The sequence below is a fragment of the Opitutus sp. GAS368 genome (genome assembly GCF_900104925.1).
Classification (GTDB): Bacteria; Verrucomicrobiota; Verrucomicrobiia; order Opitutales; family Opitutaceae; genus Lacunisphaera.
In genome coordinates this window covers 1,672,656-1,699,605 of the sequence record NZ_LT629735.1, presented here as the reverse complement: position 1 = coordinate 1,699,605, position 26,950 = coordinate 1,672,656, and the positions used below count along the sequence as shown (strand labels likewise).

The following is a 26,950-nucleotide window of genomic DNA, read 5'->3' as shown; positions in this document are numbered from 1 at the left end:
AAACATCAAACGGGAAATGATCCCGCGGCAGTCCTCCGGGATCAACGCAACGTCAACAGCCGCGTCTCGCCGAAGTCCAATGTCGTAAACTCCCCAGCGGAGACCCCTTGCGCCGCGCGGGCCGCCGCCAGGCCGTGCAGCGGGGCGTCGAGGCCCTCATCCGTGAGCTGGAAAGTGCCGAAATGCATGCCGATCGACTGCCGGGCACCGAGCGCGCGGTGGGCGCGGACGGCCTCGTCGGGATTCATGTGCACGGCTTCCATGAACCAGCGGGGTTCGTAGGCCCCGATGGGAATCAGGGCGAGCTCCGGGGCGCCCAGCCGGACGTTGATCTCGGCGAAATGCGGTGCCCAGCCCGAGTCGCCGGCAAACAGGATTTGGCCCGCGGTCGTGCGCAACAGGAACCCGCCCCACAGCGTCCGCCGCGCATCCCATGGCGTCCGCGCCGCGAAATGCTGGGCCGGCGTGCAGACGACGCCCAGCTCCGGCGTGGCGTCGCCGGTCTGCCACCAGTCGAACTCGCTCACGCGGTGCACCCCGCGCGATTCCAGCCAGGCTTTGTTGCCCAGCGTCGTGACAATCCGCGGCCGGTGCTGCCGGGCCAGCCACCGCAGGGCGGTGATGTCCAGATGGTCGTAATGGTTGTGACTGAGCACCACGACATCGATGCGCGGCAGCTCCCCGAGCCGCAGCGCCGGCGGCCGGGCGCGCTTGGGACCCAACAGGCCGAACGGCCCCGCGCGCGAGGCGAAGACCGGATCCGTCAGGATATTCAGGCCCGCCAGCTGCAGCAGGAAAGTCGCATGCCCGATGAAAGTGACCGCGACCCGACCCGCGGGCACGGCGTCCGGCAGGATTGGTTTTCGCGGCGCCGGCACCGTGCGCGGCCAGCGCTCACCTTGGCCCTGGACAAGCCGCTGATACCACCAGCGGGGCAATTGGGCGAAACCGCGCGCTTGCAGCCGGCCCGCCGGATTGAAGAAATGCGTGCCATCGCAATGGTCGCTGCGGGGAAAAGCGGTCGGCATGGCGGTGGTCGTCGCGCGGAGGAATCCCCGGCGGGAAATTGGCATCCGGCGGACCATGCCCAGCTTGCCCGCGTGCGCAAGCCTCTCCTCGGGTGGGAACGTGGCGGAATGCCTTGGCGTGGTTTTAGCCGGGTTCAGGCCGTGGACGGTAACTCATCGCAAGGGCCCGAACCAAACAGGCTTCACCCCAAGGCTGCGTCCGGCTTCGCCTTATCGATGTAGAATCCAAATCTACGGGACGTTAGTATTGGCGGACTCCGGCCGGCCATCCGGTCAGCCGCCTAGATGGCGCTCCATGGAATCGCGCGCTTCATCGATGAAAGGCAGTTCATCGGCCAATTCCAGACGGATATCCAGCCGGTCGGCGAGCGGTTGCAACGCCATCACCCATTCGGGCCGGCGAATGACGATGACCGCCGGGCGATCTCGCAGCGCGGTCAGGGCCTTTTCCCACACGATCGTGACCAGGTCGGCCCAAGCGCGGTCGGGGCTGGCCAGCTCCATCGTGTAGATGTAGCCGGTTTTGCCATCGACCATCAGGCCCAGGCGCGGGAAATAAGGCCGCCCACCGTCCGAAGATGGTATCATCGCGTGGAAAATGTCGAATTCGAGCACGCACTGGGAATTCTTGGCCCGTTCGGCCAACGCCCGCCACGTGGGCGGCACGGTTGGCGCTGGCGGACTGGGAAGAGGGGGCAACAGCCACCGCCGCCACTCGATCTGGGCGGCTTGGAGCGGGCCCTGCCGTGTCGCCGCCATCGTCACCGTGGGGAGCACAGCCCCGTCGAGGGCGCATGACGCAAAGAAGTCCGGCTGCCCGCGGGCCAGCTCCGCGCAGGCCAGGAGAGCCCGGGTGCCGGCGGTGAAGGCCCGCGCCTCCGCCTCATCAAAGTGCCACGGAAACCAGCCGGGCGAATGGCTTCGGAAGGAAGGCCAGGCGTGGCGCTCGCGTGAGCGTGGACGATGGCCGAGCGCGGCGAGCACGGAAAGATCCTCCGGGGCGAGATCCTGCTTCGCGCCCCACTCGAGCAGCAGCGCGTCCTGCAGGAACGCGGCGTCGCGCGGTGAATCCTCCAGTGCCGGCACGGTCTCGGCCAGGAACCGCAGCCCGGATTCACCGCGATGCAGGGCGAGACCAAAGACCAGCCCGGCGGAGCCGAGCACCGAGGGGAACCAAGGCCGGCCATCGTCGTCGATCACGGCGAATATGTCCGCATCGTCCAGCCAGGTCCAAGGCTGCGCGGTCCGGAACGCGTTGGCCGCCACGAGCAGTTCCTGCCAGACAGGCAGCGGCACGGAAGGAAGTTTGGGTTGGCGTCGGGCCATGGGATGCGAAAGCAATCACCGCAGTTTCGCCCGGGCCTGCGCCCAATAGGCCAGCAGCGCGCGGAAATCCTGCTCCTTGGTGCCGCTGTGGATCACATAGTCGTAGGCATTGCGCTCCGCCAGCTCGAGCTCCGCACTGTGCAGCCGGCGCTCCAGCTCCTCGGCCGTCACGGCGCCGCGGCCCTGCAGGCGCTCGCGCAGCACCTCGAGGGAGTCGGGCGAGACGAAGATCGTGACCAGCCGCTCGCGCAGCAGCGGCATCTGGGCCGCGGCGGCGCGGATGCTGCGCACGCCCTGCACGTCCACGTTGGCGACCAGGCTCGTGTGCGGCAGCCGGTCGAGCACGGCGGACTTGAGCGTGCCGTAGCGGTATTTGCGGTGCACCCAGGCCCATTCCAGAAAATCTCCGGCGGCAAGCCGCGCATCGAATTCCGGTTCGGACAGGAAGTGATAGTCGCGGCCGTTCACCTCGTTCGGGCGGGGCGGCCGGGTGGTGGCGGTGATGACGCGCTCGAAACCCGGGACCTCGGCGACGAGGCGGTCGCAGAGCGTGCTTTTGCCGACGCCGGCGGGGCCGGCCAGGATCAGGAGCACGGTCTTGGTCGGCACGGGCATGCTCAATAGGTGAACGCGGCGGCGGCGGTGGCCAGACCGTAGGAAAGCAGGATGGCGCCGACCAGCCGGACCCGCGAGGGCCGCTGGAAGAGCCAGTCGAAAAAGTCCCGCAGCCGGTAGGGCGCCGCGGCCAGATAGAGCGCGAGGCCGAGGCCGAGGTAGACGGCGGTGACCATCAGCAGCCGCTGCGGGTGCGAGTATTCCATGTAGGCAGCGTAGAGCAATGGCTCGGCGGCGAGCAGCATCAGCACGCACAGCCCGCGCACCGCCAGGAAGTCCGGCGTGTAGACGAAGGCCAGCACGGCCAGCACGCCGAAACCGATCATCACCGGTCCGGGGGTCTTGAAGAAGATCAGGTCCGACTCGTTCAGCTGCGAGCACCGCCAGATGAACCACACGGCCCCGGCCCCGAAGAACAGCCAGGCGCCGCGGTTTGACCGCGGCAAGGCCTTGGCGGTCGAGCCCACGAGGGAGTTGTTCCAGAGCAGCACGGCGCCGAGCAGCGCGACGAAGAGGCCGGGAAGGAGTGTGGCGAGGAAGAGACTCATGAAACGGATGGCCACGAAAAGGCACAAAAAGGCACGAAAACGGAAGAACTCTTTTTGGGCATTTTTGTGGCTAGGGGTTTTCTACGCCGGCGAGCGCCAGCGAGCCGTAGAGCACGGCGGTCGAGGCGCGCTCGATCTTCACCGGCGCCAGCGCGCCGATGAGCCGTTCGTCGGCGGCAAAGTGGACGATGCGGTTGCCGCGGGTGCGGCCCATGAATTGCAGGTCCTTCTTGTCCGGACCCTCGACCAGCACTTCCTGGGTGGTGCCGAGCAGCGTGGCGTTGCGGCGGTTGGAGTTGGCCTCGAGCAGGCCGAGGAGAACCTGGTTCCGCTCCTCCTTCACCGCGTCGGGCACCTGGTCGGCCAGGGTGGCGGCCGGCGTGCCGGTGCGGATCGAGTATTTGAAGATGTAGGCCATGTCGTAGTTGCAGGTCTCGAACAGCTCGCGGGTCTGCGCGAAGTCCTCCTCCGTCTCGCCGGGGAACCCGACGATGACGTCCGTGGAAAAATACATGTCGGGCCGCACGGCGCGGAGCGCCGACACGATTTCAAGGTAGCGCTCGCGGGAATAGGGCCGGTTCATTTCCTTCAGGATGCGGTTGGACCCCGACTGGAGCGGCAGGTGCACGTATTCGCAGAGTTTTTCCAGCCGGCCGTAGGCCTGGATCAGGTCGTCCTTGAACCCGCGCGGGTGCGGCGAGGTGAAGCGGATGCGCTGGAGGCCGGGGATGGCGTTCACCCGCTCGAGCAGCTGCACGAAGGGCGTCACCCCGCCCGTGTGGACGTAGTCGCGCCGGCCGTAGCTGGTGACGATCTGGCCGAGCAGGGTGATTTCCTTCACGCCGCGCTCCGCCAGCTGCTCGCACTCGCGCACGATGTCGTCCATCGGCCGCGAGCGCTCGTCGCCGCGGGTCTTCGGAACGATGCAAAAGGCGCAATCCATGTTGCAGCCCTGCTGGATCGAGACGAACGCCGAGACCTGCTGTGCCTCGAGCACGTGGTCGCGGATGGTGTTCTGCGAACCGGCCTCCTCGGCGATGTCGATGATGGTCGAGCCGATCGGCGCGCCCGCAGCCTGTGCGGCCCGGAGATTGTCGAGGTAGCCCGGCACCTGGTGGAATTTCTGCGTGCCGACGATGAGGTCGACGTCGGGCAGGCGGTCGAGCAGTTCGGCGCCGCGGTTCTGCGCCATGCAACCGAGGATCCCGAGGACGAAGTCGGGCTGCTTTTTCTTGCGGGCCGCGAGGTGGGCGGCCTTGCCGATGGCCTTTTGCTCGGCGGCATCGCGCACGCTACAGGTGTTGAGCAGGAGCACGTCACAGTTCTCCTCGTTCGCGACGATGCGGTAGCCCCGGGCGCGCAGCAACGCCGCGACGGCCTCGCTGTCGCGCTCGTTCATCTGGCAGCCGTAGGTTTTGATATGGACCCGGTTCACGAGGGAAGAGGGCCTTAACTACCTGCCCCGCCCGCCCGGTCAACGCGGGAAACCGGCCCGGCCGGACGCAAGGCTTGCCGCCCTCGCTCCGGATCCCGCAAACTGTCCCGCGTGAACCTGTTCCGCCGCCTCGCCTGGGTGCTGTTGCCGTCGCTCGCCTTCGGGCTGCCCGGATGGGCGGCGGGTCCGGAAGCACTGGTGATCCTCACCGGCGACCAGCACTCGGCCTATGACCGCACGGCGCAGGTGGTGGCCGCGGTGGACCGCTTGAAGGCCGAACATCCCGGCCTGCCGCTGGCCATCCTGCTCAACGGCGATACGCTCGAATACGGCAACATCGTCGCGCGCCGCAGCGCGGGCGCGGTGGACTTTGCGATGTTTGCCGCCCTCGCCCGCCGCGCCCCGACCGTCGTCAACCTCGGCAACCACGAGCCGGAATTCTACGACCTCGCGGAAACCGTGGCGCGGCTGCAAACGGCCGGCCTCACCGTGGTCACCAACATCACCAATCGCGCCACCGGACAGCTGTTCGCCCCGGCTTCGGCCAGGATCAGGCTCGGCGCCACCGAGGCGGTCGTGGTCGGCGTGACGACCGACAGCCTGGCCACCTATCGCGTGGCGGTGCGGCCCTCGCTCGATCTCGCCGACCCGGTGGTCTGGGCGCAGGCGAATTTTCCCGCTCTGCTCGCGGGGGCCCCGCTGCCGATCGTGCTGAGCCACGCCGGCATCAAGGCGGACCGCGCCATGCTGCCGCTCGTGCCGCCCGGCACGCTTTTCGCCGGGGCACACGACCACCAGCGCTTTGTGCACCCGTTTGACCACGGCGTGTATGTCCACTCCGGGTCGTGGAACGAATACCTGACGCTCGCGTGGCTGCACCGCGACGCCACCGGCGCCCCGCGCTGGGAAGTGGAGCAGACACGCCTCGAGCCGGACGGCCCGGCCGATCCGGAACTCGCCGCGCTGATTGGCGCGACCCGGCAAAAATACCTGACGCCGGAAGACACGGTCTTGGTAGCCCGCACCCCCGCAGCCCTCGGACCGGCCGCGGCGGCGCGGCAGGTGGTCGGGGCGTTGCGCGCCGCCGCCGGCGTGGACGCGGCCTTCATCGGCAACACCACCTTTGGTGCCGGACTACCGGCCGGCGGGGTCACGCGGGAGCAGTTTGACGCCTGCGTGCGCTTCGATGGCGCGATCTTCACCGCCGAGGTGGACGGGGCGCGGCTGCGACAACTGCTGGCGGCGGCCAACCTCGGGCCGGACACGCCGTTCGAACAGCGGCGGGGTGAGTTCTCCTTTGCCGACGGTCCCGCGGAAATCGACCCCGCCAAAACCTACCGCATTGCCACCACGGACTGGGGGGCGAAAAACACGGCGCGCTACTTTGGCGAGCCCGCCATTGCGTGGCGGGAGCAGCCGGTCCTGAAACTGAAGGCGGCGGTGCTGTCCGCTTGGCCGCGATCTTGAGCCGCGTCAGTCATTCCCGCGCCGGCCGCGGACCTTGCCGCGGCGGTTTTCCGCGCGGTGGTGCCGGGGGGCGCACCAGTCGACGATTGCCTCGCGGATCCAAAGCGCAATCAGCGCCAAGACCACCGGGCCCAGCACGATGAGAAGGATTTCAATGGCGCCTGGTTTCATGGGGGTCCCCGTAACGGAGGCCCCGGAGCCCATCTTTCAACAAAAGCGCCTCGCGTTGGCGGCGGGGATTACTTTGCTCGCCCTCCATGGGATTCTTCGACCGCAAGCCCGCCGACCAACCCGAGCCCGCCCCGGCGGGAGAGAAAACCGGCACGTCCGGCGGCGTCCTGCCGCAACTCGCGGCGGCGCGGGAAAAGCTGAAGGCGAAGGACGTGCCCGCCGCCATGGCCATCTACGAGGCCGTGCTGACCGGCGCCGGCGACCGGGCCGACGTGCTCGTCACCATCTCGGGTGACCTCGGCACGGCGGGCAACGTGAATGAGCTCATCGAGCTGCTCGCCCCGCGCTACGACGCCCAGCGGCATGGGGCGGCCGCCGGCATCAATCTGCTGCAAGCCTATCTCGTCACCCGCAACACCGACGCCGCCCAGCACCTGCTCGACCTGCTCTTTGAATTGCGCCGGCCCGAACTGGAGTCGCGGCTGGTGGGTTTTTCCAACGCCCTGGCCGAGCTGTTTGTCAGCGACACCGAGGCCGCGAATACGGCGCTGCCCGCGGAGGTCCCCAAGGTCGGCCTGGTGAGCATCAGCAAACCCATTTGGTTCTACGGGCTCGAGGCGCTGGCGCCGCACCTGCTGCCGCGCAAGGAGGGGAAGCGCCGCCGCGTGGCGTTCGCCCAGTGCGCCCTGCCGGGTCTGGAGGATGCCGCCACCCGGGCCGCGCAGCCGGAGGATTCTCTCGGCCGCCTGAGCCGCGGGCTGCCGCTGTGGTTTGCGGACACCTTCGCCGCCGGGGCGGGTTACGACACGATCGCCGCCGTGGCTGTGTCCGACCGGAAACACTACGCGCTTTTTCCCCTGGAGTGGGTGGCGGAGAACGTCCGTCAGCTGAACGACTCGGTCGAAGGCGGGCTCGACTATGTCGTCACCGGCGTCCTGCGGAACCGCAACGACGACTTCGAACTCAGCCTCCGCATCTGGGAGGTGAAAAAATACCGCGAGCTGAAGCTGTTCACCGCGCGCTGGACACCCTCGAACGCCGACGAGGAGCTCGGAAAATTCCAGGAGATCATCCGGACCTACATGGAGTGGTCGGCCCTGCCCGCGGGCAACGGTCTGGCCTACACGGTGCCGGTGGCGCCGCTGGCCTACGCGCACGCGCTTGGCGCCGAGCTCACGCTGTTCCTCGGGGAAAAGGACACGCTCGCGCCCGAACAGGTGCCGGCCGGCACGGACCTCCTGTTGCAGGCGGCGCAGGCCAATCCCGCCGCCGCCCGCGCCCAGCTGGCGCTCGTGGCCGCGCTGCTGCGGCTCAAGGCGCAGGGCCGCCCGGCCGACGCGGCCGCCTACCAGCACGCCAGCGCGTGGCTCGCGTCCCCCGCGGCGCAGGCGGCGGACGCGGCCGCGCTGATCATGAAGCTGGCGTGAGGGTTTGAAGATAACGCGGGCGAGGTCGCCCGCGCTCCATCCATTACTGGAGCCACGGCGACCCCGTCGTGGTTTTTCCCAACAAAAAGGCCCGGCGTAGAGCCGGGCCGGACTAGAACCAACGACGCGCGAAATCCCTTACGGGTGCTTGGCGTTGTAGTAGGCGATGAAATCGGCCGTCAGGTCGGCCTCGGGCTTGGCGTCAATCAGGCCGTCGCCTAGCTTGGCCAGGTCGAAAAGCAGGGTGATGTCGCGGGCGGTGGCGAAGGCGTGCAACTCCTTGCCGATCTCGGCGCTTACCGGGCCCTGGGCCTCTTGCTGGCGCTGGCCGTAGGCCTGCTGGGCGGCCTGGGACTTCTGCTGGAGCTCCTGCTGCAGGGCGAGGCCGGCGGTCTGTTTCTCCTCGATGGCCTTGGTGTTGGGGGTCGCCTCGGCGCGCAGCTTCGCGAGCTCGCCCGCAACGGTCCGGAGCTTCTCCTGCAACAGCGACAGTTCGCTCTGCTGGGAGCTGAACTCAAGCTCGAGGCCCTGGAGGACCTTGACGAGCTGCTTGATGCCGGTGGCGGGCTCGCTGAAGGCGCCGCTGTTGACAAAGGCCACGCGGGACGGCTCGACGGCCTTGATCACGGGAGTTTTGACGGGCTGGGCCGACAGCGGCGCGAGCAAGGCGGTGGCCAGCAGAGGAAGGGAGAGAAGGCGGACGAATTTCATGGGATGCTGACACGTAGACCTCCGCCGGGCTTTGGCAAAGGTTAAATCGTGCGCGTCTTGCCAGGTTTTAGGGTGGTCGCCGGTGCCGGAAAACCTGTCCGGCCTGTCCGCCACAGCCTTGGCGACGGCGGAAGGCCGGGTTGCGCCTCAAGGCGGAAGGGTGGCCAGCTGCCCGCACCCGGCGGCGATGTCGATGCCCCGGCGCTGGCGGATGGTGCTGGGCAGGCGGTATTCGCGAAGAATCTGCTGGAAGCGCCGGGCCGCGTCCTGGCCGGTCGGGGCGCCGCCGTAACCGGCCGTCGGGTTCAGCGGGATCAGGTTCACCTGGGCATTCTGGCCCTGCAGCAGCCGGCCGACGGCGTGGGCGTTGTCGGCGGAATCGTTTTTCCCTTCGATCAGGGTCCATTCGTAGAAAATCCGGCGCTGCTGCTTCGCGATGTAGTAACGACAGGCGTCCATCAGCTCGTCGAGCGGCCACTTCTTCGCCACGGGCACGAGGGCGGCGCGCTCCGCCTGGGTGGCGCCGTGCAGTGACACGGCGAGGTGGATGGGGCGGCCCTCGTCGGCGAGCCGGAGGATGCCCGGCACCACGCCGACCGTGCTCAGTGTGACCTGCTTCGTGCCCAGCGACAGGCCCGCGGAGTCGCAGAGGATCTCGGTGGCCGTCATCACGGCGTCGTAATTGTGCAGCGGTTCGCCCATGCCCATCAGCACGATATTGCGCAGGCGTTCGCCCCGGCTCGTCGGCCCGGGACCCTTGTAACCTACTAGGTTACAAGAGGCCTGGCGCAGCACCCGGTCCACGTGCAGTGCCTGGGCCACGATCTCGCCGGCGGCGAGGTGGCGGGCAAAGCCCATCTGGCCGGTGGCGCAGAAGACGCAGCCCATCGCACAGCCGGCCTGACTGCTGATGCAGGCGGTCACGCGCCCCGTGTAGCGCATGAGCACGGTCTCGATCCGGCGGTCGTCGGCCAGCGCGAGGAGATATTTGCGGGTGAAGCCGTCGGCGCTGTGCGTCTCGGTCGCCACGGGCAGCCGGGGGAAGGCGAGTTCGCCCTCGGCCTTGGCGCGGAAGCGCACCGGCAGCTCGGGCATGTCAGCCCAGCGCTCCAGGCCCTCGAGATAGACATAGGCCCACAACCGCGCGGCGTGCACCGGGCTGAAACCCCAGCGCACGACCTGCAGGCGCAGCGCCTCGCGGGTCAGGTCATGGAAGTTGACGGGAGCGGGTTTCATCAGCTGTAGGAGGGGCTTTATGCCCCGACCGGTCGCGGCGTAAAGCCGCTCCTACAGTTGCCATGCAATTATTTCCCGCCAACCTCCGTTTCCATGGCAAAAGTCATCCTGGCGGGCGGCAGCGGGTTCCTCGGGCGGGCGTTGGGCCGCACCCTGGCCGCGGCCGGCTGGGAGGTGGTTGTGCTGACGCGCGACACCGACCGCGTCCCCCCGTCGGACGACATGCCGGCGCTCCGCGCGGTGATGTGGAACGGCGAGACCGGCGGGGCCTGGGCGGCGGAACTCGAGGGGGCCGCCGCGCTCGTGAACCTGGCCGGCCGGAGCATCAACTGCGTCCACTCGCTGGAAAACAGCCGCGAGATCCTCAAGTCACGCCTCAACGCCGTGAAGGCCCTCAACAAGGGCTATGCGCGGACCAGGCATCCGCCGGCGGTCTGGGTGCAGTGCAGCGCCACGGGTTTTTACGGCAATGCCGGCGACCGCTTTTGCGAAGAGTCGCTGCCGTCGGGACCGGGCTTCCTCGCGGAGGTCTGCCGCCAGTGGGAAGAGGCGTTCGCCGCCCTGGACCTGCCCGACGTGCGCCGCGTCGTGCTGCGGCTCGGCCCGGTGCTCGACCGGAAGACGGGGCCGTTCCCGGCGATGCTGGGCCTGACCAAAAAATTCCTCGGCGGGGCCGCCGGCAGCGGCCGGCAGTTCCTGAGCTGGGTGCACCGCGACGACGCGGTCGCCGCGTTCGAGGCGGCCATCACCAACGCCGGGATGGCCGGGGTCTACAACGTCTGTGCACCGGGGGCCGTGACCAACACCGAGTTCATGCGCGAGCTGCGCACCGCCACGTGGCGGCCGTGGTGCCCGCCCGCGCCGGAGTTCATCGTGCGTTTCGTGGCCGAGCACCATTTCTACACCGACGGCAACCTGGTGTTGCACGGCCAGCGGGCCACGCCGCAAAAGCTCCTCGCGACCGGTTTTAAGTTCAAGCACCCGGCGCTGAATAGCGCGCTCCGCGACCTGCTCTGGACGGTGCGCTGAAGGTTGGCCCTGCCGCGTTGCTTTTTAACGGTTCCCCAAGCTAGCCTGCAGCCATGCTCGAGTGGCTGACCAAGTTCCTGCAGGCGTTCATCCCGCTCTTCGTGGCCATCGACCCGATCGGGCTGGCCGCCATCTTCCTCGGGCTCGGGCAGAACGTCGCGATCGAGCGCCGGCAAAAGATCGCCGGCCAGGCGACGTGGACCGGCGGGCTCGTGGCGCTGGGTTTCCTTTTTCTCGGGCAGAGCGCGTTCAAGGCGCTCGGTATCTCGGTGAGCGATTTCCAGGTCGCGGGTGGGCTGATCCTGTTCATCCTCGCGGCCAAGGACCTGGTTCAGTCCGCCGCCGAGCCGGAGAAAGTGCCGGAAGATTTCGGCGTCGTGCCGCTCGGCATGCCGCTCATCGCGGGGCCGGCCTTGATCACCACCCTGCTCGTGCTGGCACAGAACCAGTCCCTCGGCCTCGCGATCATCCTGGTCGCGCTGGCGGTGAACCTGGGCCTGGTCGTGCTGGCCCTGCATTACAGCGAGTGGCTTGGCCGCCGGGTCGGCGCGACCGGCATGCGCGCCATCTCGAAGATCATCGCCATGTTGCTGGCGGCCATCGCGGTCAGCATGATCCGGCAGGGCTGGAAGGGCTAGTTCCAGACAGCATGAACAGAATTTACAGGATGCTGCTGCTGCCCGGATCTATTTGGTAGATTATGTTCATTCGGTCCAAGATCCCGCCAGTGGTCCCTTCCCTTCTTGTTGGGCTTGCGCTCATCGCGGTGGGACACGCGCAGGAGTCTGACCTGCGGACCGCGGCGCTCCAACGGGCTGTCGTTGGCGCAGTATGGGACACGCAGGCGGAGTTCACCAGTCCCGCGCTCAAGGTGGACCAGCTCGGGATCACCGTGATCGACCTGCGCGGGGCGGCGCCCGTGCGCGCCAGCTATCGCGGCAGCGAACGGTTTTATCCCGCGAGCGTGATCAAGCTCTGCTTCCTCGCCTACTGCCACCGCCTGATGGAAGACGGCAAGCTGGCGGACACGCCCGAGCTGCGCCGCGGGCTGCGGGACATGATCGTTGATTCCTACAACGAGGCGACCAGCTACGTGGTCGACGCGATCACCGGCACCACCAGCGGGCCCGAACTGCCGCCGGCCGCGCTGGCGGCGTGGCATGAACAGCGCGGCGTGGTCACGCGTTACTTTGAGGCGCTCGGCTACCGGAACGTAAACGCGCAGCGCAAGCCGTGGGGCGAGGGACCCTATGGCCGCGAAAAACAGGACATCGCGGCGAACCCGCCGGCGCGAAACTTCCTTTCCACGGACGACACGGCCCGGCTGCTCGAGGAAATTGCGACCGGGCGGTGCGTCACGCCGGAGCGATCGGCCCAGATGCTGGAGTTGATGCGACGCGATCCTTTCACCCCCAGCGCCGATCCTGACAACCAGAGCGTCGGGTTCAGCGGCCCGGCGCTGCCGCCAGGGGCGAAACTGTGGTCGAAGGCCGGCTGGGTCAGCTGGGCGCGGCACGACGCGGCGCTGATCGAGCTGCCCGGCGGCGGCCGCGTCATCATCGTCACCTTCACCGACGGGCGGGAGCACGCCAACAACCGGGCGATCATCCCCGCAGTCGTGCGGCGCATCCTCGCGGCCCTGCCACCGACAAAATAATGGAATCAGAATATATAAAACGCGGAGATGTGCAGGGACACTTAAAGGTCATGGAATTGCTGCGTAAGTGGGATCCTATCGGTGTTCTGCAAACACCCAATGCGCCAAAAGATGAATATGATTTATATAGTGCAGATATTGTTCGGCTGTTGGATGCGGGCATAACGGAAGAACAGCTGAGCAAACACCTGAATAACATAGCGACTCAGCGCATGGGGCTAACGCGCGATATAAGTGGCGACCGTCCAATCGCACGAGAACTGGTTTCGTATTGGGTCGGTTGGAAGACTACTGCTTGAACGTCGTCAGCAGGTCGGCGTAGATCTTCGCCGAATCGGTCAGGTCCTTGAGCCGGGCGCGTTCGTCCACCGCGTGATAGTCGAAACCGCCCGGGCCGTAGCCGAGCGTCGGGATTTTCCGCACCGAGGCGAAGAAGTGCATGTCGTTGAAGCCGGTGGACACGGTGAATTTAGCCGGGCGGCGGCGGACGCGCGCCACGCTCGCGCGCATGGCACCGAACAACGGATGGGTCGGCGAACTGTAGCACGAGAAGTTGTCGGAGATCTTCTCGATGGTGATCCGGCACTGCGGGATTTTCTTCGCCGCGGTCCGCAGGAAGGCGCGGAGTTCGCGCTCGGCGTCGCGGATGCTTTCGATGGGCAGCACACGGCGGTCGATGGAAAAGCTGGCGGCGGCGGGCACGGTGTTGACCTTGCCGCCCTCGCCGGAGGCAAAGACGCCGCCGAGATTGACGGTCGGGTGCAGGCGCCGGCCGTCAGGCGAACGGAAGGTGCGCCGGGCCAGCCGCTGCTTGTAGGCGTTGAGGGCGAGCACGAGGGCGGACATCTTCTCGAGGGCGTTGATGCCGGCCGAGGGCGTGGAGCCGTGGGCGGCACGGCCGTGCACGCGGACATTGAGCCACACGACGCCGTTGTGGCCGCAGCATACGCCGTCGCCCTCGCCGCCCTCGCCCACCACGGCATAGTCGGCGCGCAACTTGCCGTGGCTCGTGACCCAGCCCGTGCCGAGCGTGCTGTCGGTCTCCTCGTCGGCGGTGAAAGACACCTCGACGTTGAAGCCGGGCTTCACGCCGACGGCGCGCAGGGCTTTCAGGGCAAAGACGATGCTGGCGATGGCGCCCTTCATGTCGGCGGTGCCGCGGCCGTAGATCCAGCCGTTCTCCACGACCGGGTGGAACGGGCTGCCGTGCCGCCACGAGCCGGACACCGGCACCACGTCGTAGTGGGCGTTGAAGTGGATGGTTTTCTTCGCCCCGGTGTCCCAGAAACCGATCACGTTGTAGCGCGGGTAGGCCAGCAGCTCCGGCTGCGTCTTTTTTTGCAGCGCCCGGGGGACCGGCAGCCGGCGCACCTGCAGGCCGAGCTCACGCAGGGTGGCCGCGAGCAGGGCGGTGATTTCGCCGTAGTTTTCGCCCGGGGGATTGACCGTGCGCAGCCGGATCAGCCTTTGCAGGAAGGCGACCAGGTCGGCCTGGTGGCGGTCGAGATAACGGGCGGGCGACATGCCGGCATCATGAACGGGCGGCGAGGCTGGCGTAAATGAGTTTCAGCGCCACCAGCGTGGCCATGACGAGGAAGATCGGCCGCACGAACCGGGCGCCGCGGGTCATGGCCAGGTGGGCGCCGAGCCGCCCGCCGACCACCTGGCCGGCACTCATGGCCAGGCCGGGCAGCCAGGCCACCAGGCCCGCCGTGGCGAACAACCCCACGGCCGCCAGGTTGCTGGCAAAGTTCATGACCTTGGTGTGGCCGGCCGCCCGGACAAAATCGTGCCCGAGCACCGTGACGAACGCGATCGTCCAGAACGAGCCGACGCCCGGGCCGAAGAAGCCGTCGTAGAAGCCCAGCCCCAGCCCGAACAACAGGTAGAAGGGCCAGCGTTCCATGCGATGGTGCCGGCTGGTCGCACCGAGGGCGGGCCGGAAGATCATGTAGATCACGATGGCCCCGAGCAGCCACGGGATGAGCGCCCCGAGGAATTGCGGGTCGAGCAGGTGGACCGTGAAGGCGCCGCCCAGCGCGCCGAGGGCGGTCAGCGCGAACCCCAGACGGCACTCGTGCAGGTCAACCGCACCGCGCCGCACAAAACTCCACGCTGCCGAGCCGGAGCCGAAGGCGCCCTGCAGCTTGGAGGTGCCGAGCGCCAGCGGGGCGGGCAGGCCGATGCCAAGCAGAACGGGCAGCGTGATCAGCCCGCCCCCGCCCGCGATCGCATCCACGGTGCCCGCGACCAGCCCGGCGGCGAACAGCGCGAGAAAGGCCCACGGCGGCAGATCGGGAACGGGTGGCATGGCGGGAATCAGCGTGCAGGGCGCGGATGATTTTGACAGCGCGGAGTGTAGGGCCACGATGACGGCACCATGGCACTGGCCGATATGCGGAAGGACTACAGCCTGGCGGGACTCCTCGAAAAGGACCTCGCGAAAAACCCGTTCCGCCAGTTCGAGCAGTGGTTTCAGGAGGCCGAGGCGGCGAAGATCGCCGAACCGAACGCCATGACGCTGGCCACCACCGGCCGCGACGGCCGGCCCGCCGCCCGCACCGTGCTGCTCAAGGGCTGTGACGGTCGCGGCTTTGTCTTCTACACCAATTACGAGAGCCGCAAGGGCCGCGAGCTCGACGCCAACCCCCGCGCCGCCCTGCTCTTCCCGTGGGTGGCGATGGAGCGGCAGGTCACCGTTGAGGGACCCGTGGCGCGCGTGAGCCGCGAGGAGTCCGAGGCCTATTTCCACAGCCGGCCGCGTCAGAGCCAGCTGGCCGCCTGGGCCTCGCCGCAGAGCACCGCCGTCGCCGGCCGCGCCGTCATCGAGGAAAGCTACCGCGTGGTGGAAAAAAAATACGAGGGGCGCGAGGTGCCCCTGCCGCCCAACTGGGGCGGATTCCGGCTGGCGCCCGAGACCGTCGAGTTCTGGCAGGGCCGGCGCAGCCGCCTGCACGACCGGCTGCGCTACCGCCGGGAAACCGGCGGCGATTGGGTGATTGAACGGCTCTCGCCCTGACCTGATGTCCGCCAAGAAAGCGAAACCGTCCCCGGCCAAGGCGGTCGCCCATCCGCCGGACCTGCCGGCGGCGCTCCCGCCGGCCATCGCCGCGTTGACCGGCACGCTGGCCACCCTCGGCGACGCCACGGTGGTCACCACCGACGGCTGGCAGGGCGGCGGCGTGGAGATACTGGTGGCCAACGAGAAATTTGCGGAGCTGACCGGCTATCCCGCGGCGGGTCTGACGGGACAGAACACGCGTTTGTTGCACGGCCCGCGCACCGACCTGCTGGCGCCCGGGGCGACCCAAGGCGACCGGGCCACCCGCCTGGCGGCGGGCGAAGGCTGGCTTTACCGCCGGGACGGGACGGTTTTCTACGGTGCGTGGAATTTTTCCCCCATCATCTTCCAGGGCCGGCCCAGCGGCTGCCTGGTCGGCATCTACCGCGATGTATCCGAGAACCGGCGTCTGCGCGAAGCGCTGCTGCAGTCGCAGAAGCTCGACACCGTCGGCCTGCTGGCGGGCGGCGTGGCGCACGACTTCAACAACCTGCTTTCCATCATCAACGGCTACTGCGAGATCCTCAGCGGCAAGCTCGCGGCCGTGCCCCACGCGCAGAAGGATCTGCAGGAAATTCACCGCGCCGGCCTCAAGGCCTCGGCCCTGGCCCGCCAGATCCTCGAGTTCAGCCGCCGGCAGGAAACCGAGGTCAAGGTCGTCAACTTCAACACGCTCATCCGCGAGATCGCCGAGATCGTCCGCCGGGTCGCGGGCGAGGAGATCGCGGTGGAGCTGCGGCTCGCCTCCGACCTCGGCAACGCCCGCATCGACCCCGCGCACTTTCAGCGGGTGCTGCTCAACCTCTGCTTCAACGCCCACGAGGCCATGCCGCGCGGCGGCAAGCTCACCATCCGCACCTGCAACCACCGGGTCGCTTCCGCCGCCGACCGCCGCGTGCCGGAAATGACCGACGGGCTCTACGCGGTCATGCAGGTCACCGACACCGGCCTCGGCATCGAGCCGGTGGTGCTGCGGAACATCTTCGAGCCCTTCTTCACGACCAAGGCCCACGGCACCGGCCTCGGCCTGCCGACGGTGCTCGGCATCGTCCGGGAAAACGGCGGGCACGTCGCGGTGCAGAGCCGGCTTGGCGCCGGCACCACCTTCGAGATCTTCCTGCCCGAGACCGCGGAACCCGAGCAGACCTCCGTCACCAAGCTCGGCGCCCTGCCGGCCATGCGCGGCACGGAGAACGTCCTCATCATCGAGGCCGACGACATCCTGCGCAAGATGATCGCCGGCATCCTCGCCACCGACGGCTACCGCGTGACCGAGGCGGCCACCCCCGAGGCCGCCGCCGCCGCGCTCGCGCAGACGAATCTGTCGCCCCAACTCGTGCTGGTGCACAGCCACACCAAGGCCGGCGCGGCTCTGGTGCGCCGGCTGCATGCCGCCAATCCGCGGCTCCGCGTGATCAGCACCTCGGCCACGTCGCCCGCCGCCCTCCCGCCGGATTTCCCGCCCGGGGCGCTGGTCCACCTGCCCAAGCCCTTTGCCCTGAGCACGCTGCTCCTCAAGGCCCGCAGCCTGCTTGATGCGGCGGGAAATTGACCCCAGGCAATCGCAAAGGCGTTGCGCCGCACCGGCGAAAGAACCAACCTGCGCGCGTCTATGGCCCTTGGCACCTCCAGTCCTCTCGGCCCCGGCCAACGCTCGCTTGCGGCCATTGTCTTCACGGACGTCGTGAGCTTCAGCGCCCGGATGCAGGCGGACGAGGAAACGACCCTGACCCTGCTGCAGCGCGACTTCGATGCCATGCGCGAAGTCTGCGTGCAACACCAGGGCTCCGTGCTGAAGACCACCGGCGACGGGCTGCTGCTGTATTTTTCGAGCGCCGTGCAGGCGGTCGCCTGCGCCCTGGCCATGCAGCGGTTCTTCGCCGAGCAGGCCAAGACCCGCCCCGCCGCCCAGAGCCTCGTCCACCGTCTCGGCATCCATCTCGGCGACGTCTTCGTCAACGAGCAGGACGTGATGGGCGACGGCGTGAACATTGCGGCGCGGCTGCAGGCCGAAGCCGAGCCCGGCGGCATCTGCATTTCCCAGACGGTCTACGATGTCGTGAAGAACAAGCTGGCGCTGCACGTCATCCGGCTGAGCCCGCGCGAGCTGAAGAACATCTCGCAGCACATCCCGATCTACAAGCTGCTGCTCGAGGCCGCGGCCGCCGAGACCGGGACCGAGGAGGCCTATCCCGAGGAGCCGGCGCCTGCCGGCAAGGGGCCCGCGAAGCGGCTCAGCCCGGGCATGAAAATCGCCCTGGCCGCCGTGCTGGGCGCGGCCTTGGCCGGCCTCATCGGGCTGGCGGGGTTCTCCTGGCTGCAGGAGAGAAGGGAAGCCGCGCGGGCCGAGGCCGCCCAAAACGCGATGGCCGCGACCATCGCCGAGGCGACGGCGGATGCCACCAGCCGCGAACGCGTCGCCAACACCCTGGCCGCCTGGCGCAGTGAGTTGCAGGACCAGCGGTCGACCGCGGCGGAGGAATACAATTTTGCCGAGCTGGCGAAGGGCGTGCGCGACCCCCGGTCCCCGGTGGCGGGCAAGCCCGAGGCCCAGCTCCGCCTCCAGGTGCTGGCGCGGATGCAGGGGCTCTTCGGCTGGCTGGCCACGGCGCTGCAACGCTACAACCGCGACAGCCCGCTGATCGTCCACGAACTGTCCGGCACCGCGCCGAAGGAAATCCGCGTTTTCGTGGGCATCGACCGGCAGCTCTATTACGCCGAGGGCGGTGCCACCCGCCAGCGCAACTGGGCGGAACTCCAGCCGCCGACCCTGGCCGCGATCATCGCCGGCGCGCTGCATGACGCGCAGCCCTTCCCGCCGCGCGACGCGGTGCTGGGCGCGCAGGCCTTCGCCGGGTTCTACCAGTTGCCCGAACTGCTGGAGGCCTTGCGCAAGGCCCGGCCCAAGCGTCCCGGCAAGTGAAGCTGCACGTCCTTCCCGTCCGCACCGGTGCCGCCGCGGAGAACATGGCGCTGGATTTCCTGCTCCTGCAGCGTTACCCGGAGCCGGCCGCCCCGCGCTTCCGGCATTACGAATGGCGCACCCCGGCTTTCACCTTCGGCTACAGCCAGAAAATCGAATTCGTCCGCGCCAATTTACCCCCCGAAGCCTCGGCGAAGGGGGGTGACCTTTGCCGCCGGCCCACCGGCGGCGGCATTGTCGACCACCGCCACGACTGGACCTATTCGCTCGTCCTGCCCCGCGGCCACGCCCTCTACGACGAGCGGGCCGCGCAATCCTACCGTATGGTCCACGAATGCCTGGCCGCGGCGCTGGACGCCCTCGGCCAGCCGGCCGCGGTGAAAACCGAGTGCGACAAGGTGGAGCGCGCTGACCCCGGCGCGCTTTCAGGGGAAGCGTCCTGCGGTCAGGCCGCCCCGCTCCCAGGAATCTGTTTCCAGCGGGCCGAGCTCTACGACGTCGTGCATCCCGCGACGGGCGGGAAAATCGCCGGCGCCGCCCAGAAGCGGAACAAGCACGGCCTGCTCTTCCAGGGATCGATCGAGAAGTCCGCGGTCGGGCCGGTGGACTGGGAGGAGTTCTCGGTGTGTTTTGTTGCCGCCCTGGCGCGCGCCTTGCGCGCCGAGGCGCAGGAAACACCGTGGCCGGACTTGAACGAGGACGAGGTCTCGGGCCTGACCGAGCAGTATTCCGCGCCGGAGTGGATTGGCTACCGCTGATACGTCTTCTGTAGGAGCCTGCTTGCAGGCGATAGGCGGACCATATCGCGTTCGAATCGCCTGCAAGCAGGCTCCTACAAGGATTGCCTCTTGCGCTCTATCAATCAGGCTCGCCCGCCTATGAAATCCCCTCGCGTCATCGCGTTGCTCCTCACGCTGGCGTTGTCCGTCACGGTCGTCGGCGCGGACAAGCGACCCCTCACCCCGCAGGACCTCTGGGCCGTCAAGCGCCTCAGCAGCCCGGCGGTTTCCCCCGACGGCAAGACCGTCGTGTTCACCGTCCAGGAATGGTCGATCGAGAAGAACAAGAGCACGTCGAACCTCTGGCTGGTCGACACGGCCGGCGGCGCCCCGCGCCGGCTGACCACCGCGGCCGGCACCGACAACGCCGCCGCGTGGAGCCCCGACGGCACGCGTCTGGCCTTCACCTCGAAGCGCGGGGACGACGAGGCCGCCTCGCTCTACGTGATGCACATCGACGGGGGCGAACCGGAGAAGATCCTCGAACTGCCCTTCGGCGTCTCGAGCCCCAAGTGGCTGCCCGACGGCTCGGGCCTCGTGGTCGTCACCACGGTGATCCCCGAGCTGGCCGGCACGTTCGCCAAGGCCGACCTCGCGGCCATGAAGAAGGAGATCAAGCGCCGCAAGGACTCCAAGATGACGGCTCACGTCACCGAGAACCGCCAATACCGCTACTTCGACCACTACATCACCGACAGCGCCGCGAACCGGCTGCTGGTCGTCTCGCTCGCCACGAAGGAGATCAAGGACCTCACGCCGAAGTGGGACCGGCTCTTCACGGTCAGCGGCGAAGTCGCCTACGATCTCTCGCCCGACGGCAGGTGGATCGCGCTGACGATCAACACCACGCCCCCGCCTTACCGCGACTATCCCAATCACGACGTCTATCTGCTGCCCACCGACGGTTCGGGCACCCTGAAGAACCTGACACCGGAGAACCGCGGCGACGACGGCAACGCGGTCTTCGCCCCGGATGGCAAATCGATCATCTTCGGCCGGCAGGAAACGCCCTATTACAGCGGCGAGTTCACCAAGCTCTGGCGGCACGACCTCGCGACTGGCAAAAACACCCCGCTCACCGAGGCGCTCGACTACTCGATCGACGGCGTGAAGTTCTCCCCCGACGGGAAAACCCTCTGGGCGGCCGTCGAGGCCAAGGGCGTGGTGCCGGTCTTCAAGCTCAACGCCGACGGCACCGGCCTCACTGCGGTCTACTCGCAGGGCACGTCCAGCGCCCTCGACGTCGCCGCCGGCACGCTGGTGTTCCTCAACGACAACACCAGCCGGCCCAACGAACTCTTCGCCCTCGACCCGGCGACCGGGGCCGTCCGCCAGCTCACGCACATCAACGACGCCTACATGGCGCAGATCAACCTCGGCAAGGTCGAGAGCTACTGGTTCGAGGGCGCCAACCACGAGCAGATTCACGGCTGGCTCGTCTATCCCCCGGATTACGACGCCACCAAGAGATACCCGCTCATCGAGCTGATGCACGGCGGCCCGCACACGATGAACCGCGACAGCTGGAGCTACCGCTGGAACACGCAGCTCTTCGCCGCGCCGGGCTACATCGTCACCTGGGTCAACCGCCACGGCTCGACGGGCTTCAGCGAGCAGTTCTGTCGCAGCATCCTCAACCAGTGGGGCGACATGCCGTTCGAGGACATCATGAAGAGCGCCGACTTCCTGATAAAGAAGCTGCCCAACATCGATCCGGATCGGCTGGCCGCGGCCGGCGCCAGCTACGGCGGCTACATGGCCGCGTGGGTGCTTGGCCACACCGACCGATTCAAGTGCATCATCGACCACGCCGGCGTGAACAGCTCCTACGCCCAATACGCGACCGACGTGCCGCACGGCTTCCCCGAAGTCATGGGCGGCAAGCCCTGGGACAACGTCGAGGGCCTGCAGAAGGAAAACCCGATGTTCTATGCGAAGAACTTCAAGACCCCGACCCTCGTTATCTGCGGAGAAATCGACTACCGAGTGCCCTATGGCAACGGCCTTGAGCTTTACGGCGTGCTTCAGGCGATGAACGTGCCGAGCCGACTCATGGTGTTCCCTGACGAAAATCACTGGGTGCTGCACCCGCAGAACGCCATCTACTGGCACTGGGAGATGCAGAACTGGCTCAGCCGCTACATTGGCGGCAAGCCCGTGATCGAGAAGCCGGTGTTCGATTCGGAAACAAAATAAGGTGGAGCGCGTTGTCCCCAACGCGCTTCTGTAGCGGCGGTCTATGACCGCCGTCCGGCGCTCACAGAGCGCCGCTACAAAACAAGCAGGCGCCGGTGCGAACACCGGCGCCTTTTCTTTTATGGCCAGCGGCCGCCGGAGCGGTCGGGGGTCGCAGCACTCAATGGTGCTGTTTGTCGGCGCGGCGCCGCAAGGCGGCACAGCGCAAGGAACCAACGGACTTTCTGCCCGCATTATCCCACAGTTTCCGAAAAAAACCACCAGGAGTTATTCACCAGCCTTCGCCAAGGCTTCAGCTGGCACGACCGGCCTTGAGGTGGAGCGCAACCTCCGGGCGCGCTGGGAAAACCCGCCCGGAGGCCGGGTTCCACCTTACGGCTTCGGCGCCGCCAGGCTGTAGATGAAGTGGTCCACGTGGCGGCCGTAGAGCCACTCGGCCTTTTTCAGCATGCTCACCTGCTTGAAGCCCAGCCGCATCGGGATTTTTTGCGCCCGGGTGTTGCCCGTGGCCGCGGCGACGACGAGCTGCTTGAGTTGCAACTCCGTGAACGCGTGCTCAATCACAACGCGGCAGCATTGGGTCATGATGCCCTGCCCGGCGCTGTCGGGCGCGATCCAATAGGCCGGAAAGCCGATGCGGTTGGCCCAGTCGATCCGGTTGTGGCCGATGACGCCCACCAGCCGGCCCAGAGACCAGATGCCACAGGTGAAGGCGCGCGTCTCCCGGTCGTCGCGCACGGTGCCGGCGATGTAGGCCGCGCTGTCGGCGACCGTGTTGGTGGCGTCCACCCAAGGCAGCCACTCGCGCAGGCTGGCCCGGTGCGCGTCAACGACAGCGAAAAGTGCCGCGGCGTCGACGGGTTGCAGCGGGCGCAGCTCGAGGCCGGGGTTTAATTTGCGGGAGAACACAGACGATTTGGTTTTTACAGGAGGAAACAAACGACGCGGAGAAGAAAAATGTAGGGCCGGTGCTCGTCGCCGGGCCGGTTTGATCTCTGTTATCTCCGCGGCCTCCTGTTCAAAAATTATCCGCCCTTCACCAGCGTGATCACGCACTCGAGGTGGCGCGTCTGCGGAAAAAGGTCGAAGGGCTGCACGGCCGTGAGCCGGTAGCCCGCGGCGAGGAAGCCCTTGAGGTCGCGCATCTGCGTCGCCGGGTCGCAGGACACATAGACCACGGCGCGCGGGCCGAAGGCGAAGAGCTGGTGGAGGAAGGACTCGTCGCAGCCCTTGCGGGGCGGGTCGATGACCACGGCGGTGTCGGCCGGCGCGAAATCCAGCCCGGCGAAGATCTGCGCGGCGTCGCCGGCGCGGAAAGTGGTGTTGGCAATGCCATTGGCCGCGGCGTTCTCCGTGGCGAACTTCACCGAGGTTTCGCTCAGCTCGATGCCCGTCACCCGCGTGAAGGCCGGCGCGCAGCTCAGCGCAAACAGCCCGCTGCCGCAGTAGGCGTCGACGAGGAACTTCGCCCCGCTGCCGGCGGCCTGCTCGCGGACGTAGCCCGTGAACGCCGGCAGGATGAACGGGTTGTTCTGGAAAAAGTCGCGGGCGAGGAAATGGAGGCGGAGCGGCTGCTTGGGTGGAACCCGGCCTCCGGACGGGTTTGCGGTAGACGCGGCCAAGCCTGCCCGGAGGTCAGGCTCCACCCCGAGCACCTCGTGAATCACCGCGTCGTAATCCGTGACGACCCCTTCTTGGGCGTGCCGGAGAAGCAGCGTCGAGTCGCGTTTGTATTCGCCAGCGGCAAGCCGCGCCTGGGTTTTGGCCCGCACCTCGGTCAGTTTCTCGTTGATCTCGGGAGTGGCGATGGGGCAGGTCGGAACATCAATGATATCGAATCGGGTGCCTTGCTTCAGAAAGCCGATGGGCTGGGCGGTAGGGCGAGTCGTCCCGACGAGCCGCGGCTCATCCGGAGGATTCGCCCTACCCGCATGAAAATGCGGCGTGAGCTTCGAACGGTAGCCGAACTCGCGGGGCGAACCGATGACGGGCATTACGGAGAACTCCACGCCCGCCATGTATTTCAACAGCTCCGCAACCTGCCGGCGTTTCCAGACCAGCTGCTCGGCGTAGGTCAGGTGCTGGTATTGGCAGCCACCGCACGAGCCGAACAGCGGACACTTCGGGGCGATGCGGTGTGGCGAAGGCGTGAGGACGGCGAGCAGGTCGGCCTCGGAGTAGTTCTTGTGGTTGCGGTAGACGCGGGCGCGCACTTTCTCCCCCGGCAGGGTGAAGGGAACCATGACGACCCAGCCGCCGGAAGGGTCCCGTTGCTGGCTGCTGCCAGCCCGGGATTTGTCCTGGCCGTCGCCAGGCAAAGCAACGCGGCCGAGGCCGACGCCGAGGTTGGTCAGCGTGGCGATCTCCATCTCCAGCTCGTGGTGATAGGGGAAGGGCTGGTCGTTGAATTTTCGGTTTTTAACCACGGAACACACAGAACACACGGAAAGAGGCGGTTAAAAGGAAATTGCTGCGGTTTGTTTCCGTGTATTCCGTGTGTTCTGTGGTTTCTCCCGAAAAGATCACCAGCCTCCAGAACCCCCGGGTCAAACAGCTCGTCAAGCTGCGCGAGCGCCGCGACCGCGACGAGGCCGGCCTGTTCCTCGTTGAGGGCTACCGCGAGATCCGCCGGGCGCTGGAGAAGGGCGTCCGGCCCAAGGAGCTGTATTTCAGCCCCGAGTGGTTTCTGGGCGAGAATGAGCCCGCGCTCATCGAGCAGGCGCAGCAGGCCGGGGCCCAGCTGTTCGAGCTGTCGAAGGATGCCTTTGCCAAGGTCGCCTACCGCGAGCGCCCCGACGGCCTGCTCGCCGTGGCGCCGCAGTGGAAGCACGGCCTGACCGACCTGACGCTGTCGCCCCGCCCCTTCCTGCTGGTCGTCGAATCAATCGAGAAACCCGGCAACCTCGGCACGATCCTGCGCAGCGCGGACGCCGCCGGCTGCGACGCCGTGATCGTGTGCGACGCGGTGACCGACATTTTCAACCCCAACGTCGTGCGCGCCTCGACGGGGGTGCTGTTCTCCGTGCCGATCGTGGTGGCGGACAGCGCCTCGGTGCACTCGTTCCTGGTGGAGAAAGGCATCCGGGTGGTGGCAACCACGCCGGATACGCCGAATCTCTACTCGCACGCCGACCTGCGCGGCCCGCTGGCGATCGTCATGGGCAGCGAGCAATACGGGCTCAGCCAGTTCTGGCTCAAGGAAAGTAACCTGCTCGTGCGCATTCCGATGGCCGGCCAGGCCGACTCGCTCAACGTCGCCATGGCGACGATCATCACGCTCTTCGAGGCGGTCCGCCAACGAACCGCTGATCGTTCCACCCAACACTAAACATGATCCCCTCCACCTATTCGCTCCGTGCGGCAGCTTGGTTGGCCGGGCTGCTTCTTCTGCCCGCTGCCGCCCGCGCGGCCGAGTCCCTCATCCCCGTCGAAACATTCTTCAGCCTGCCGGCCATCAGCGGTCCGGAACTCTCGCCCGACGGCACCAAAATTGCGTTCCTGTTTCCCAAGGACCACCGGATGGCGATCGGACTGTTCAACCGCCAGACCAACGAGGCGCGGATGATACTGGAAGGCGTGGATGAGAGCATCATGTTCTTTCACTGGAAAGGAAACGAGCACCTGGTCTTCGGTGCCGACGTCAACGGCAGCGAGTCCTATTTCATTGGCGTGAGCGACTTGACGGGGAAGAAGGTTCAGCGCCTGGCGGAGTCTCTCCGCCGCGGCGACCCGGACACGATTTACGGCAGCATGGCCAGAATCGTGAGCCTGCTGCCCGAAGATCCGGAGAACATCATCCTGGAAGGCACCTTTGTAAGCAACCCGGACAACCTTGTGTGGCTTAACACGACCGGAGAGATTGTGCGCTACAATTTCCGGACACAGTCCCGCACTCATCTCATTGGCATGGCCGATTCGGTGGACACGAAATTTGAGGATTTCGTAGCGGACAATACGGGCGTGCTGCGGCTCGCGCTGCGTCGCAAGAATCATGAGATTGCCTGGTTGATCCGACCGGACAGCAAGTCGCGGTTTAGTGAGATCGCGAAATCGCCCGAGCACGGTTATGCCGAACAGTGGGAGCCGCTGGAGTTCGCCGCGGACAACACCACCCTTTGGATTCTTTCCCGCGAAGAACAAGATCGGGGAGCGCTCTACGCCTATGACACCGTGACCGGACAGCACGGTGCGGCGCTCTTTGTCCCACCGGAGGGAGAAATCGATCACATTGTCACCGATTATCACCGCCAGCACCTGCTGGGAGTCGCCTATTTGTCCGATCGCATCCATTATCATTGGTTCGATGCCGGGCGACAGTTGCTGCAAGGAAAGCTGGAGAAGACCTTTAGTGGCAAAGCCTGTCACATCGTCAGCAGTTCAGCCGACGACACCGTGCATCTCGTCCGGGTCTCCAGCGACTGCGATCCGGGGGCCTATTATGTGCTCGATCTCAAGCACCCGGCCTTGGTGCAATTCAAGCGCATCCGGCCTGATATCGATCCGGACAAAATGCAGCCGATGCACACCTTCACCTTCAAGACGCGCGACGGGCTTGAGTTGCAGGGTTATCTGACGCTGCCGACGGGTGCCGAGGGCCGGCGGGTGCCGCTCATTGTGCATCCGCACGGCGGTCCCTTTGGTGTGCGGGATGCATGGGGTTACAACGGCGAGGTGCAGTTTTTGGTCAGCCGCGGCTATGCCGTGCTGCAGGTCAACTATCGCGGCTCCGGTGGCTACGGACGGGATTTCATCGACAAGGGCCGGTGCCAGTGGGGTCGCGCCATGCAGGATGACTTGAGCGATGCCGTCAAATGGGCGGTCGGCCAGGGAATTGCCGATCCCGCGAGAATCGCGATTTATGGCGCAAGCTACGGCGGCTACGCGGCACTGGCCGGCGTCACGCTTACACCCGAGCTCTACTGCTGCGCGGTCAATTATGTCGGGCCGTCTGACCTCAACATCACTTTCAAGAACCTGGGTGACGATGCCTTCAGGACCGATCAGGATTTCAGTTATCAAAACGCCTGGGTCGGTTCAGACAAGGCGTATCGCGATGCGACGTCGCCGGTGAATTTGGTGGAAAATATCCGGGTCCCCACGTTGCACGTCTACGGCATCAATGATCCCCGGGTGCGCATCGATCATTGGAAGCGGTTGGAGACGCAGTTGAAAAAATATCACAAGCCCTACGAGACCCTCACCGAAGAGCATCAGGGCCACGGATTCCGCGACGAACTGGCGTCGATTCACTTCTACAAGACGATGGAAGCTTTTTTCGCGCGGAACCTGGCGCCGGAACGCCCCGTCGCGGCCGGGTCGAAGCCCTGAGGGCGCCGGCGGA

General features: G+C 66.9%; 25 protein-coding genes. 13 read left to right on the top strand and 12 right to left on the bottom strand.

The annotated features are described in order from the left end of the window. Nucleotides 1–41: 41 nt before the first annotated feature. From BLU29_RS07245 to miaB, 5 genes are all read right to left on the bottom strand, one after another. Entirely contained in the window at nt 42–1,073 is a 1,032-nt protein-coding gene (locus BLU29_RS07245; RefSeq protein ID WP_197677781.1) for an MBL fold metallo-hydrolase, read from the bottom strand. 228 nt (nt 1,074–1,301) lie between these two features. Next, nucleotides 1,302–2,324 (bottom strand): hypothetical protein, encoded by a 1,023-nt coding sequence (locus tag BLU29_RS07240; RefSeq protein WP_157693697.1) that lies wholly within the window; start codon nt 2,322–2,324, stop codon nt 1,302–1,304. 45 nt (nt 2,325–2,369) lie between these two features. Next, on the bottom strand, nt 2,370–2,969 hold the full coding sequence (locus BLU29_RS07235; RefSeq protein ID WP_091056296.1) for a guanylate kinase: 600 nt from the start codon (nt 2,967–2,969) through the stop codon (nt 2,370–2,372). A gap of 2 nt (nt 2,970–2,971) precedes the next feature. Continuing rightward, complete coding sequence (locus tag BLU29_RS07230) at nt 2,972–3,517, bottom strand: hypothetical protein (protein ID WP_231962326.1); 546 nt, start codon at nt 3,515–3,517, stop codon at nt 2,972–2,974. Between the two features lie 70 nt (nt 3,518–3,587). Beyond that, complete coding sequence (gene miaB, locus BLU29_RS07225; RefSeq protein ID WP_091056293.1) at nt 3,588–4,952, bottom strand: tRNA (N6-isopentenyl adenosine(37)-C2)-methylthiotransferase MiaB; 1,365 nt, start codon at nt 4,950–4,952, stop codon at nt 3,588–3,590. 111 nt (nt 4,953–5,063) lie between these two features. On the opposite strand from miaB, the gene BLU29_RS07220 reads away from it, so the two are divergent. Further along, nucleotides 5,064–6,419, top strand: a complete 1,356-nt coding sequence (locus tag BLU29_RS07220; RefSeq protein WP_091056291.1) for a 5'-nucleotidase C-terminal domain-containing protein — start codon at nt 5,064–5,066, stop codon at nt 6,417–6,419. Nucleotides 6,420–6,425: 6 nt separating this feature from the next. Here the strand turns inward: BLU29_RS07220 and BLU29_RS17950 are convergent, their stop codons facing one another. Continuing rightward, nucleotides 6,426–6,590: a hypothetical protein gene (locus tag BLU29_RS17950; protein ID WP_157693696.1), complete on the bottom strand. Its 165-nt coding sequence runs from the start codon at nt 6,588–6,590 to the stop codon at nt 6,426–6,428. Nucleotides 6,591–6,676: 86 nt separating this feature from the next. On the opposite strand from BLU29_RS17950, the gene BLU29_RS07215 reads away from it, so the two are divergent. Continuing rightward, entirely contained in the window at nt 6,677–8,017 is a 1,341-nt protein-coding gene (locus BLU29_RS07215) for a hypothetical protein (protein WP_091056289.1), read from the top strand. Between the two features lie 138 nt (nt 8,018–8,155). On the opposite strand, the gene BLU29_RS07210 is transcribed toward BLU29_RS07215, so the two are convergent. Next, on the bottom strand, nt 8,156–8,728 hold the full coding sequence (locus BLU29_RS07210) for an OmpH family outer membrane protein (RefSeq protein WP_091056288.1): 573 nt from the start codon (nt 8,726–8,728) through the stop codon (nt 8,156–8,158). A gap of 147 nt (nt 8,729–8,875) precedes the next feature. Beyond that, a complete protein-coding gene (gene rlmN, locus BLU29_RS07205) occupies nt 8,876–9,964 on the bottom strand; it encodes a 23S rRNA (adenine(2503)-C(2))-methyltransferase RlmN (protein WP_091056286.1) in 1,089 nt (362 codons plus the stop codon). A gap of 93 nt (nt 9,965–10,057) precedes the next feature. On the opposite strand from rlmN, the gene BLU29_RS07200 reads away from it, so the two are divergent. From BLU29_RS07200 to BLU29_RS17945, 4 genes are all read left to right on the top strand, one after another. Next, nucleotides 10,058–10,993, top strand: coding sequence for a TIGR01777 family oxidoreductase (locus BLU29_RS07200; protein ID WP_091056285.1), 936 nt, complete (start codon nt 10,058–10,060; stop codon nt 10,991–10,993). A gap of 53 nt (nt 10,994–11,046) precedes the next feature. Continuing rightward, complete coding sequence (locus BLU29_RS07195; RefSeq protein ID WP_091056283.1) at nt 11,047–11,631, top strand: MarC family protein; 585 nt, start codon at nt 11,047–11,049, stop codon at nt 11,629–11,631. Between the two features lie 89 nt (nt 11,632–11,720). Then, complete coding sequence (locus BLU29_RS07190) at nt 11,721–12,650, top strand: serine hydrolase (protein ID WP_197677780.1); 930 nt, start codon at nt 11,721–11,723, stop codon at nt 12,648–12,650. Further along, the gene (locus BLU29_RS17945) at nt 12,650–12,949 is read left to right on the top strand and encodes a hypothetical protein (protein ID WP_172830230.1); all 300 of its coding nucleotides are present in this window, start codon (nt 12,650–12,652) and stop codon (nt 12,947–12,949) included. Before BLU29_RS07190 ends, BLU29_RS17945 begins: the two co-directional genes overlap by 1 nt. Here BLU29_RS17945 and BLU29_RS07185 read toward each other — a convergent pair. Together BLU29_RS07185 and BLU29_RS07180 are read right to left on the bottom strand one after the other, a co-directional pair. Continuing rightward, nucleotides 12,939–14,174 (bottom strand): M20 family metallopeptidase, encoded by a 1,236-nt coding sequence (locus BLU29_RS07185; RefSeq protein WP_091056279.1) that lies wholly within the window; start codon nt 14,172–14,174, stop codon nt 12,939–12,941. The genes BLU29_RS17945 and BLU29_RS07185 overlap by 11 nt on opposite strands. A 7-nt stretch (nt 14,175–14,181) precedes the next feature. After that, nucleotides 14,182–14,961 (bottom strand): TSUP family transporter, encoded by a 780-nt coding sequence (locus tag BLU29_RS07180; protein ID WP_091056278.1) that lies wholly within the window; start codon nt 14,959–14,961, stop codon nt 14,182–14,184. Nucleotides 14,962–15,030: 69 nt separating this feature from the next. On the opposite strand from BLU29_RS07180, the gene pdxH reads away from it, so the two are divergent. The 5 genes from pdxH (at nt 15,031) to BLU29_RS07155 (ending at nt 21,609) form a co-directional block, all read left to right on the top strand. Continuing rightward, on the top strand, nt 15,031–15,669 hold the full coding sequence (gene pdxH / locus BLU29_RS07175; RefSeq protein ID WP_091056276.1) for a pyridoxamine 5'-phosphate oxidase: 639 nt from the start codon (nt 15,031–15,033) through the stop codon (nt 15,667–15,669). Between the two features lie 4 nt (nt 15,670–15,673). Beyond that, nucleotides 15,674–17,263, top strand: a complete 1,590-nt coding sequence (locus tag BLU29_RS07170; RefSeq protein ID WP_091056274.1) for an ATP-binding protein — start codon at nt 15,674–15,676, stop codon at nt 17,261–17,263. Nucleotides 17,264–17,323: 60 nt separating this feature from the next. After that, nucleotides 17,324–18,634 (top strand): adenylate/guanylate cyclase domain-containing protein, encoded by a 1,311-nt coding sequence (locus tag BLU29_RS18380; RefSeq protein WP_197677779.1) that lies wholly within the window; start codon nt 17,324–17,326, stop codon nt 18,632–18,634. Further along, entirely contained in the window at nt 18,631–19,392 is a 762-nt protein-coding gene (locus BLU29_RS07160; protein WP_091056273.1) for a hypothetical protein, read from the top strand. Before BLU29_RS18380 ends, BLU29_RS07160 begins: the two co-directional genes overlap by 4 nt. A 120-nt stretch (nt 19,393–19,512) precedes the next feature. Next, on the top strand, nt 19,513–21,609 hold the full coding sequence (locus BLU29_RS07155) for a S9 family peptidase (protein ID WP_091056271.1): 2,097 nt from the start codon (nt 19,513–19,515) through the stop codon (nt 21,607–21,609). A gap of 372 nt (nt 21,610–21,981) precedes the next feature. On the opposite strand, the gene BLU29_RS07150 is transcribed toward BLU29_RS07155, so the two are convergent. Together BLU29_RS07150 and BLU29_RS07145 are read right to left on the bottom strand one after the other, a co-directional pair. Continuing rightward, entirely contained in the window at nt 21,982–22,518 is a 537-nt protein-coding gene (locus BLU29_RS07150; RefSeq protein WP_157693694.1) for a GNAT family protein, read from the bottom strand. Nucleotides 22,519–22,634: 116 nt separating this feature from the next. Beyond that, nucleotides 22,635–24,044 (bottom strand): class I SAM-dependent RNA methyltransferase, encoded by a 1,410-nt coding sequence (locus BLU29_RS07145; protein WP_091056270.1) that lies wholly within the window; start codon nt 24,042–24,044, stop codon nt 22,635–22,637. A 68-nt stretch (nt 24,045–24,112) separates the two neighbouring features. Between BLU29_RS07145 and BLU29_RS07140 the strand changes: the two genes are divergently transcribed. Continuing rightward, nucleotides 24,113–24,937 (top strand): RNA methyltransferase, encoded by an 825-nt coding sequence (locus tag BLU29_RS07140; RefSeq protein WP_091056268.1) that lies wholly within the window; start codon nt 24,113–24,115, stop codon nt 24,935–24,937. 2 nt (nt 24,938–24,939) lie between these two features. Continuing rightward, nucleotides 24,940–26,937 (top strand): S9 family peptidase, encoded by a 1,998-nt coding sequence (locus BLU29_RS07135; protein WP_091056267.1) that lies wholly within the window; start codon nt 24,940–24,942, stop codon nt 26,935–26,937. Nucleotides 26,938–26,950 lie beyond the last annotated feature (13 nt).

What these genes read in the sequence shown, in the direction of transcription:
- BLU29_RS07245 (WP_197677781.1), bottom strand. Translation starts at nt 1,073, where the DNA reads ATGCCAATTTCCCGCCGGGGATTCCTCCGCGCGACGACCACCGCCATG.
- BLU29_RS07235 (WP_091056296.1), bottom strand. Translation starts at nt 2,969, where the DNA reads ATGCCCGTGCCGACCAAGACCGTGCTCCTGATCCTGGCCGGCCCCGCC.
- BLU29_RS07230 (WP_231962326.1), bottom strand. Translation starts at nt 3,517, where the DNA reads ATGAGTCTCTTCCTCGCCACACTCCTTCCCGGCCTCTTCGTCGCGCTG.
- BLU29_RS17950 (WP_157693696.1), bottom strand. Translation starts at nt 6,590, where the DNA reads ATGAAACCAGGCGCCATTGAAATCCTTCTCATCGTGCTGGGCCCGGTG.
- BLU29_RS07215 (WP_091056289.1), top strand. Translation starts at nt 6,677, where the DNA reads ATGGGATTCTTCGACCGCAAGCCCGCCGACCAACCCGAGCCCGCCCCG.
- BLU29_RS07210 (WP_091056288.1), bottom strand. Translation starts at nt 8,728, where the DNA reads ATGAAATTCGTCCGCCTTCTCTCCCTTCCTCTGCTGGCCACCGCCTTG.
- rlmN (WP_091056286.1), bottom strand. Translation starts at nt 9,964, where the DNA reads ATGAAACCCGCTCCCGTCAACTTCCATGACCTGACCCGCGAGGCGCTG.
- BLU29_RS07200 (WP_091056285.1), top strand. Translation starts at nt 10,058, where the DNA reads ATGGCAAAAGTCATCCTGGCGGGCGGCAGCGGGTTCCTCGGGCGGGCG.
- BLU29_RS07195 (WP_091056283.1), top strand. Translation starts at nt 11,047, where the DNA reads ATGCTCGAGTGGCTGACCAAGTTCCTGCAGGCGTTCATCCCGCTCTTC.
- BLU29_RS17945 (WP_172830230.1), top strand. Translation starts at nt 12,650, where the DNA reads ATGGAATCAGAATATATAAAACGCGGAGATGTGCAGGGACACTTAAAG.
- BLU29_RS07185 (WP_091056279.1), bottom strand. Translation starts at nt 14,174, where the DNA reads ATGTCGCCCGCCCGTTATCTCGACCGCCACCAGGCCGACCTGGTCGCC.
- BLU29_RS07180 (WP_091056278.1), bottom strand. Translation starts at nt 14,961, where the DNA reads ATGCCACCCGTTCCCGATCTGCCGCCGTGGGCCTTTCTCGCGCTGTTC.
- pdxH (WP_091056276.1), top strand. Translation starts at nt 15,031, where the DNA reads ATGGCACTGGCCGATATGCGGAAGGACTACAGCCTGGCGGGACTCCTC.
- BLU29_RS07170 (WP_091056274.1), top strand. Translation starts at nt 15,674, where the DNA reads ATGTCCGCCAAGAAAGCGAAACCGTCCCCGGCCAAGGCGGTCGCCCAT.
- BLU29_RS18380 (WP_197677779.1), top strand. Translation starts at nt 17,324, where the DNA reads ATGGCCCTTGGCACCTCCAGTCCTCTCGGCCCCGGCCAACGCTCGCTT.
- BLU29_RS07155 (WP_091056271.1), top strand. Translation starts at nt 19,513, where the DNA reads ATGAAATCCCCTCGCGTCATCGCGTTGCTCCTCACGCTGGCGTTGTCC.
- BLU29_RS07135 (WP_091056267.1), top strand. Translation starts at nt 24,940, where the DNA reads ATGATCCCCTCCACCTATTCGCTCCGTGCGGCAGCTTGGTTGGCCGGG.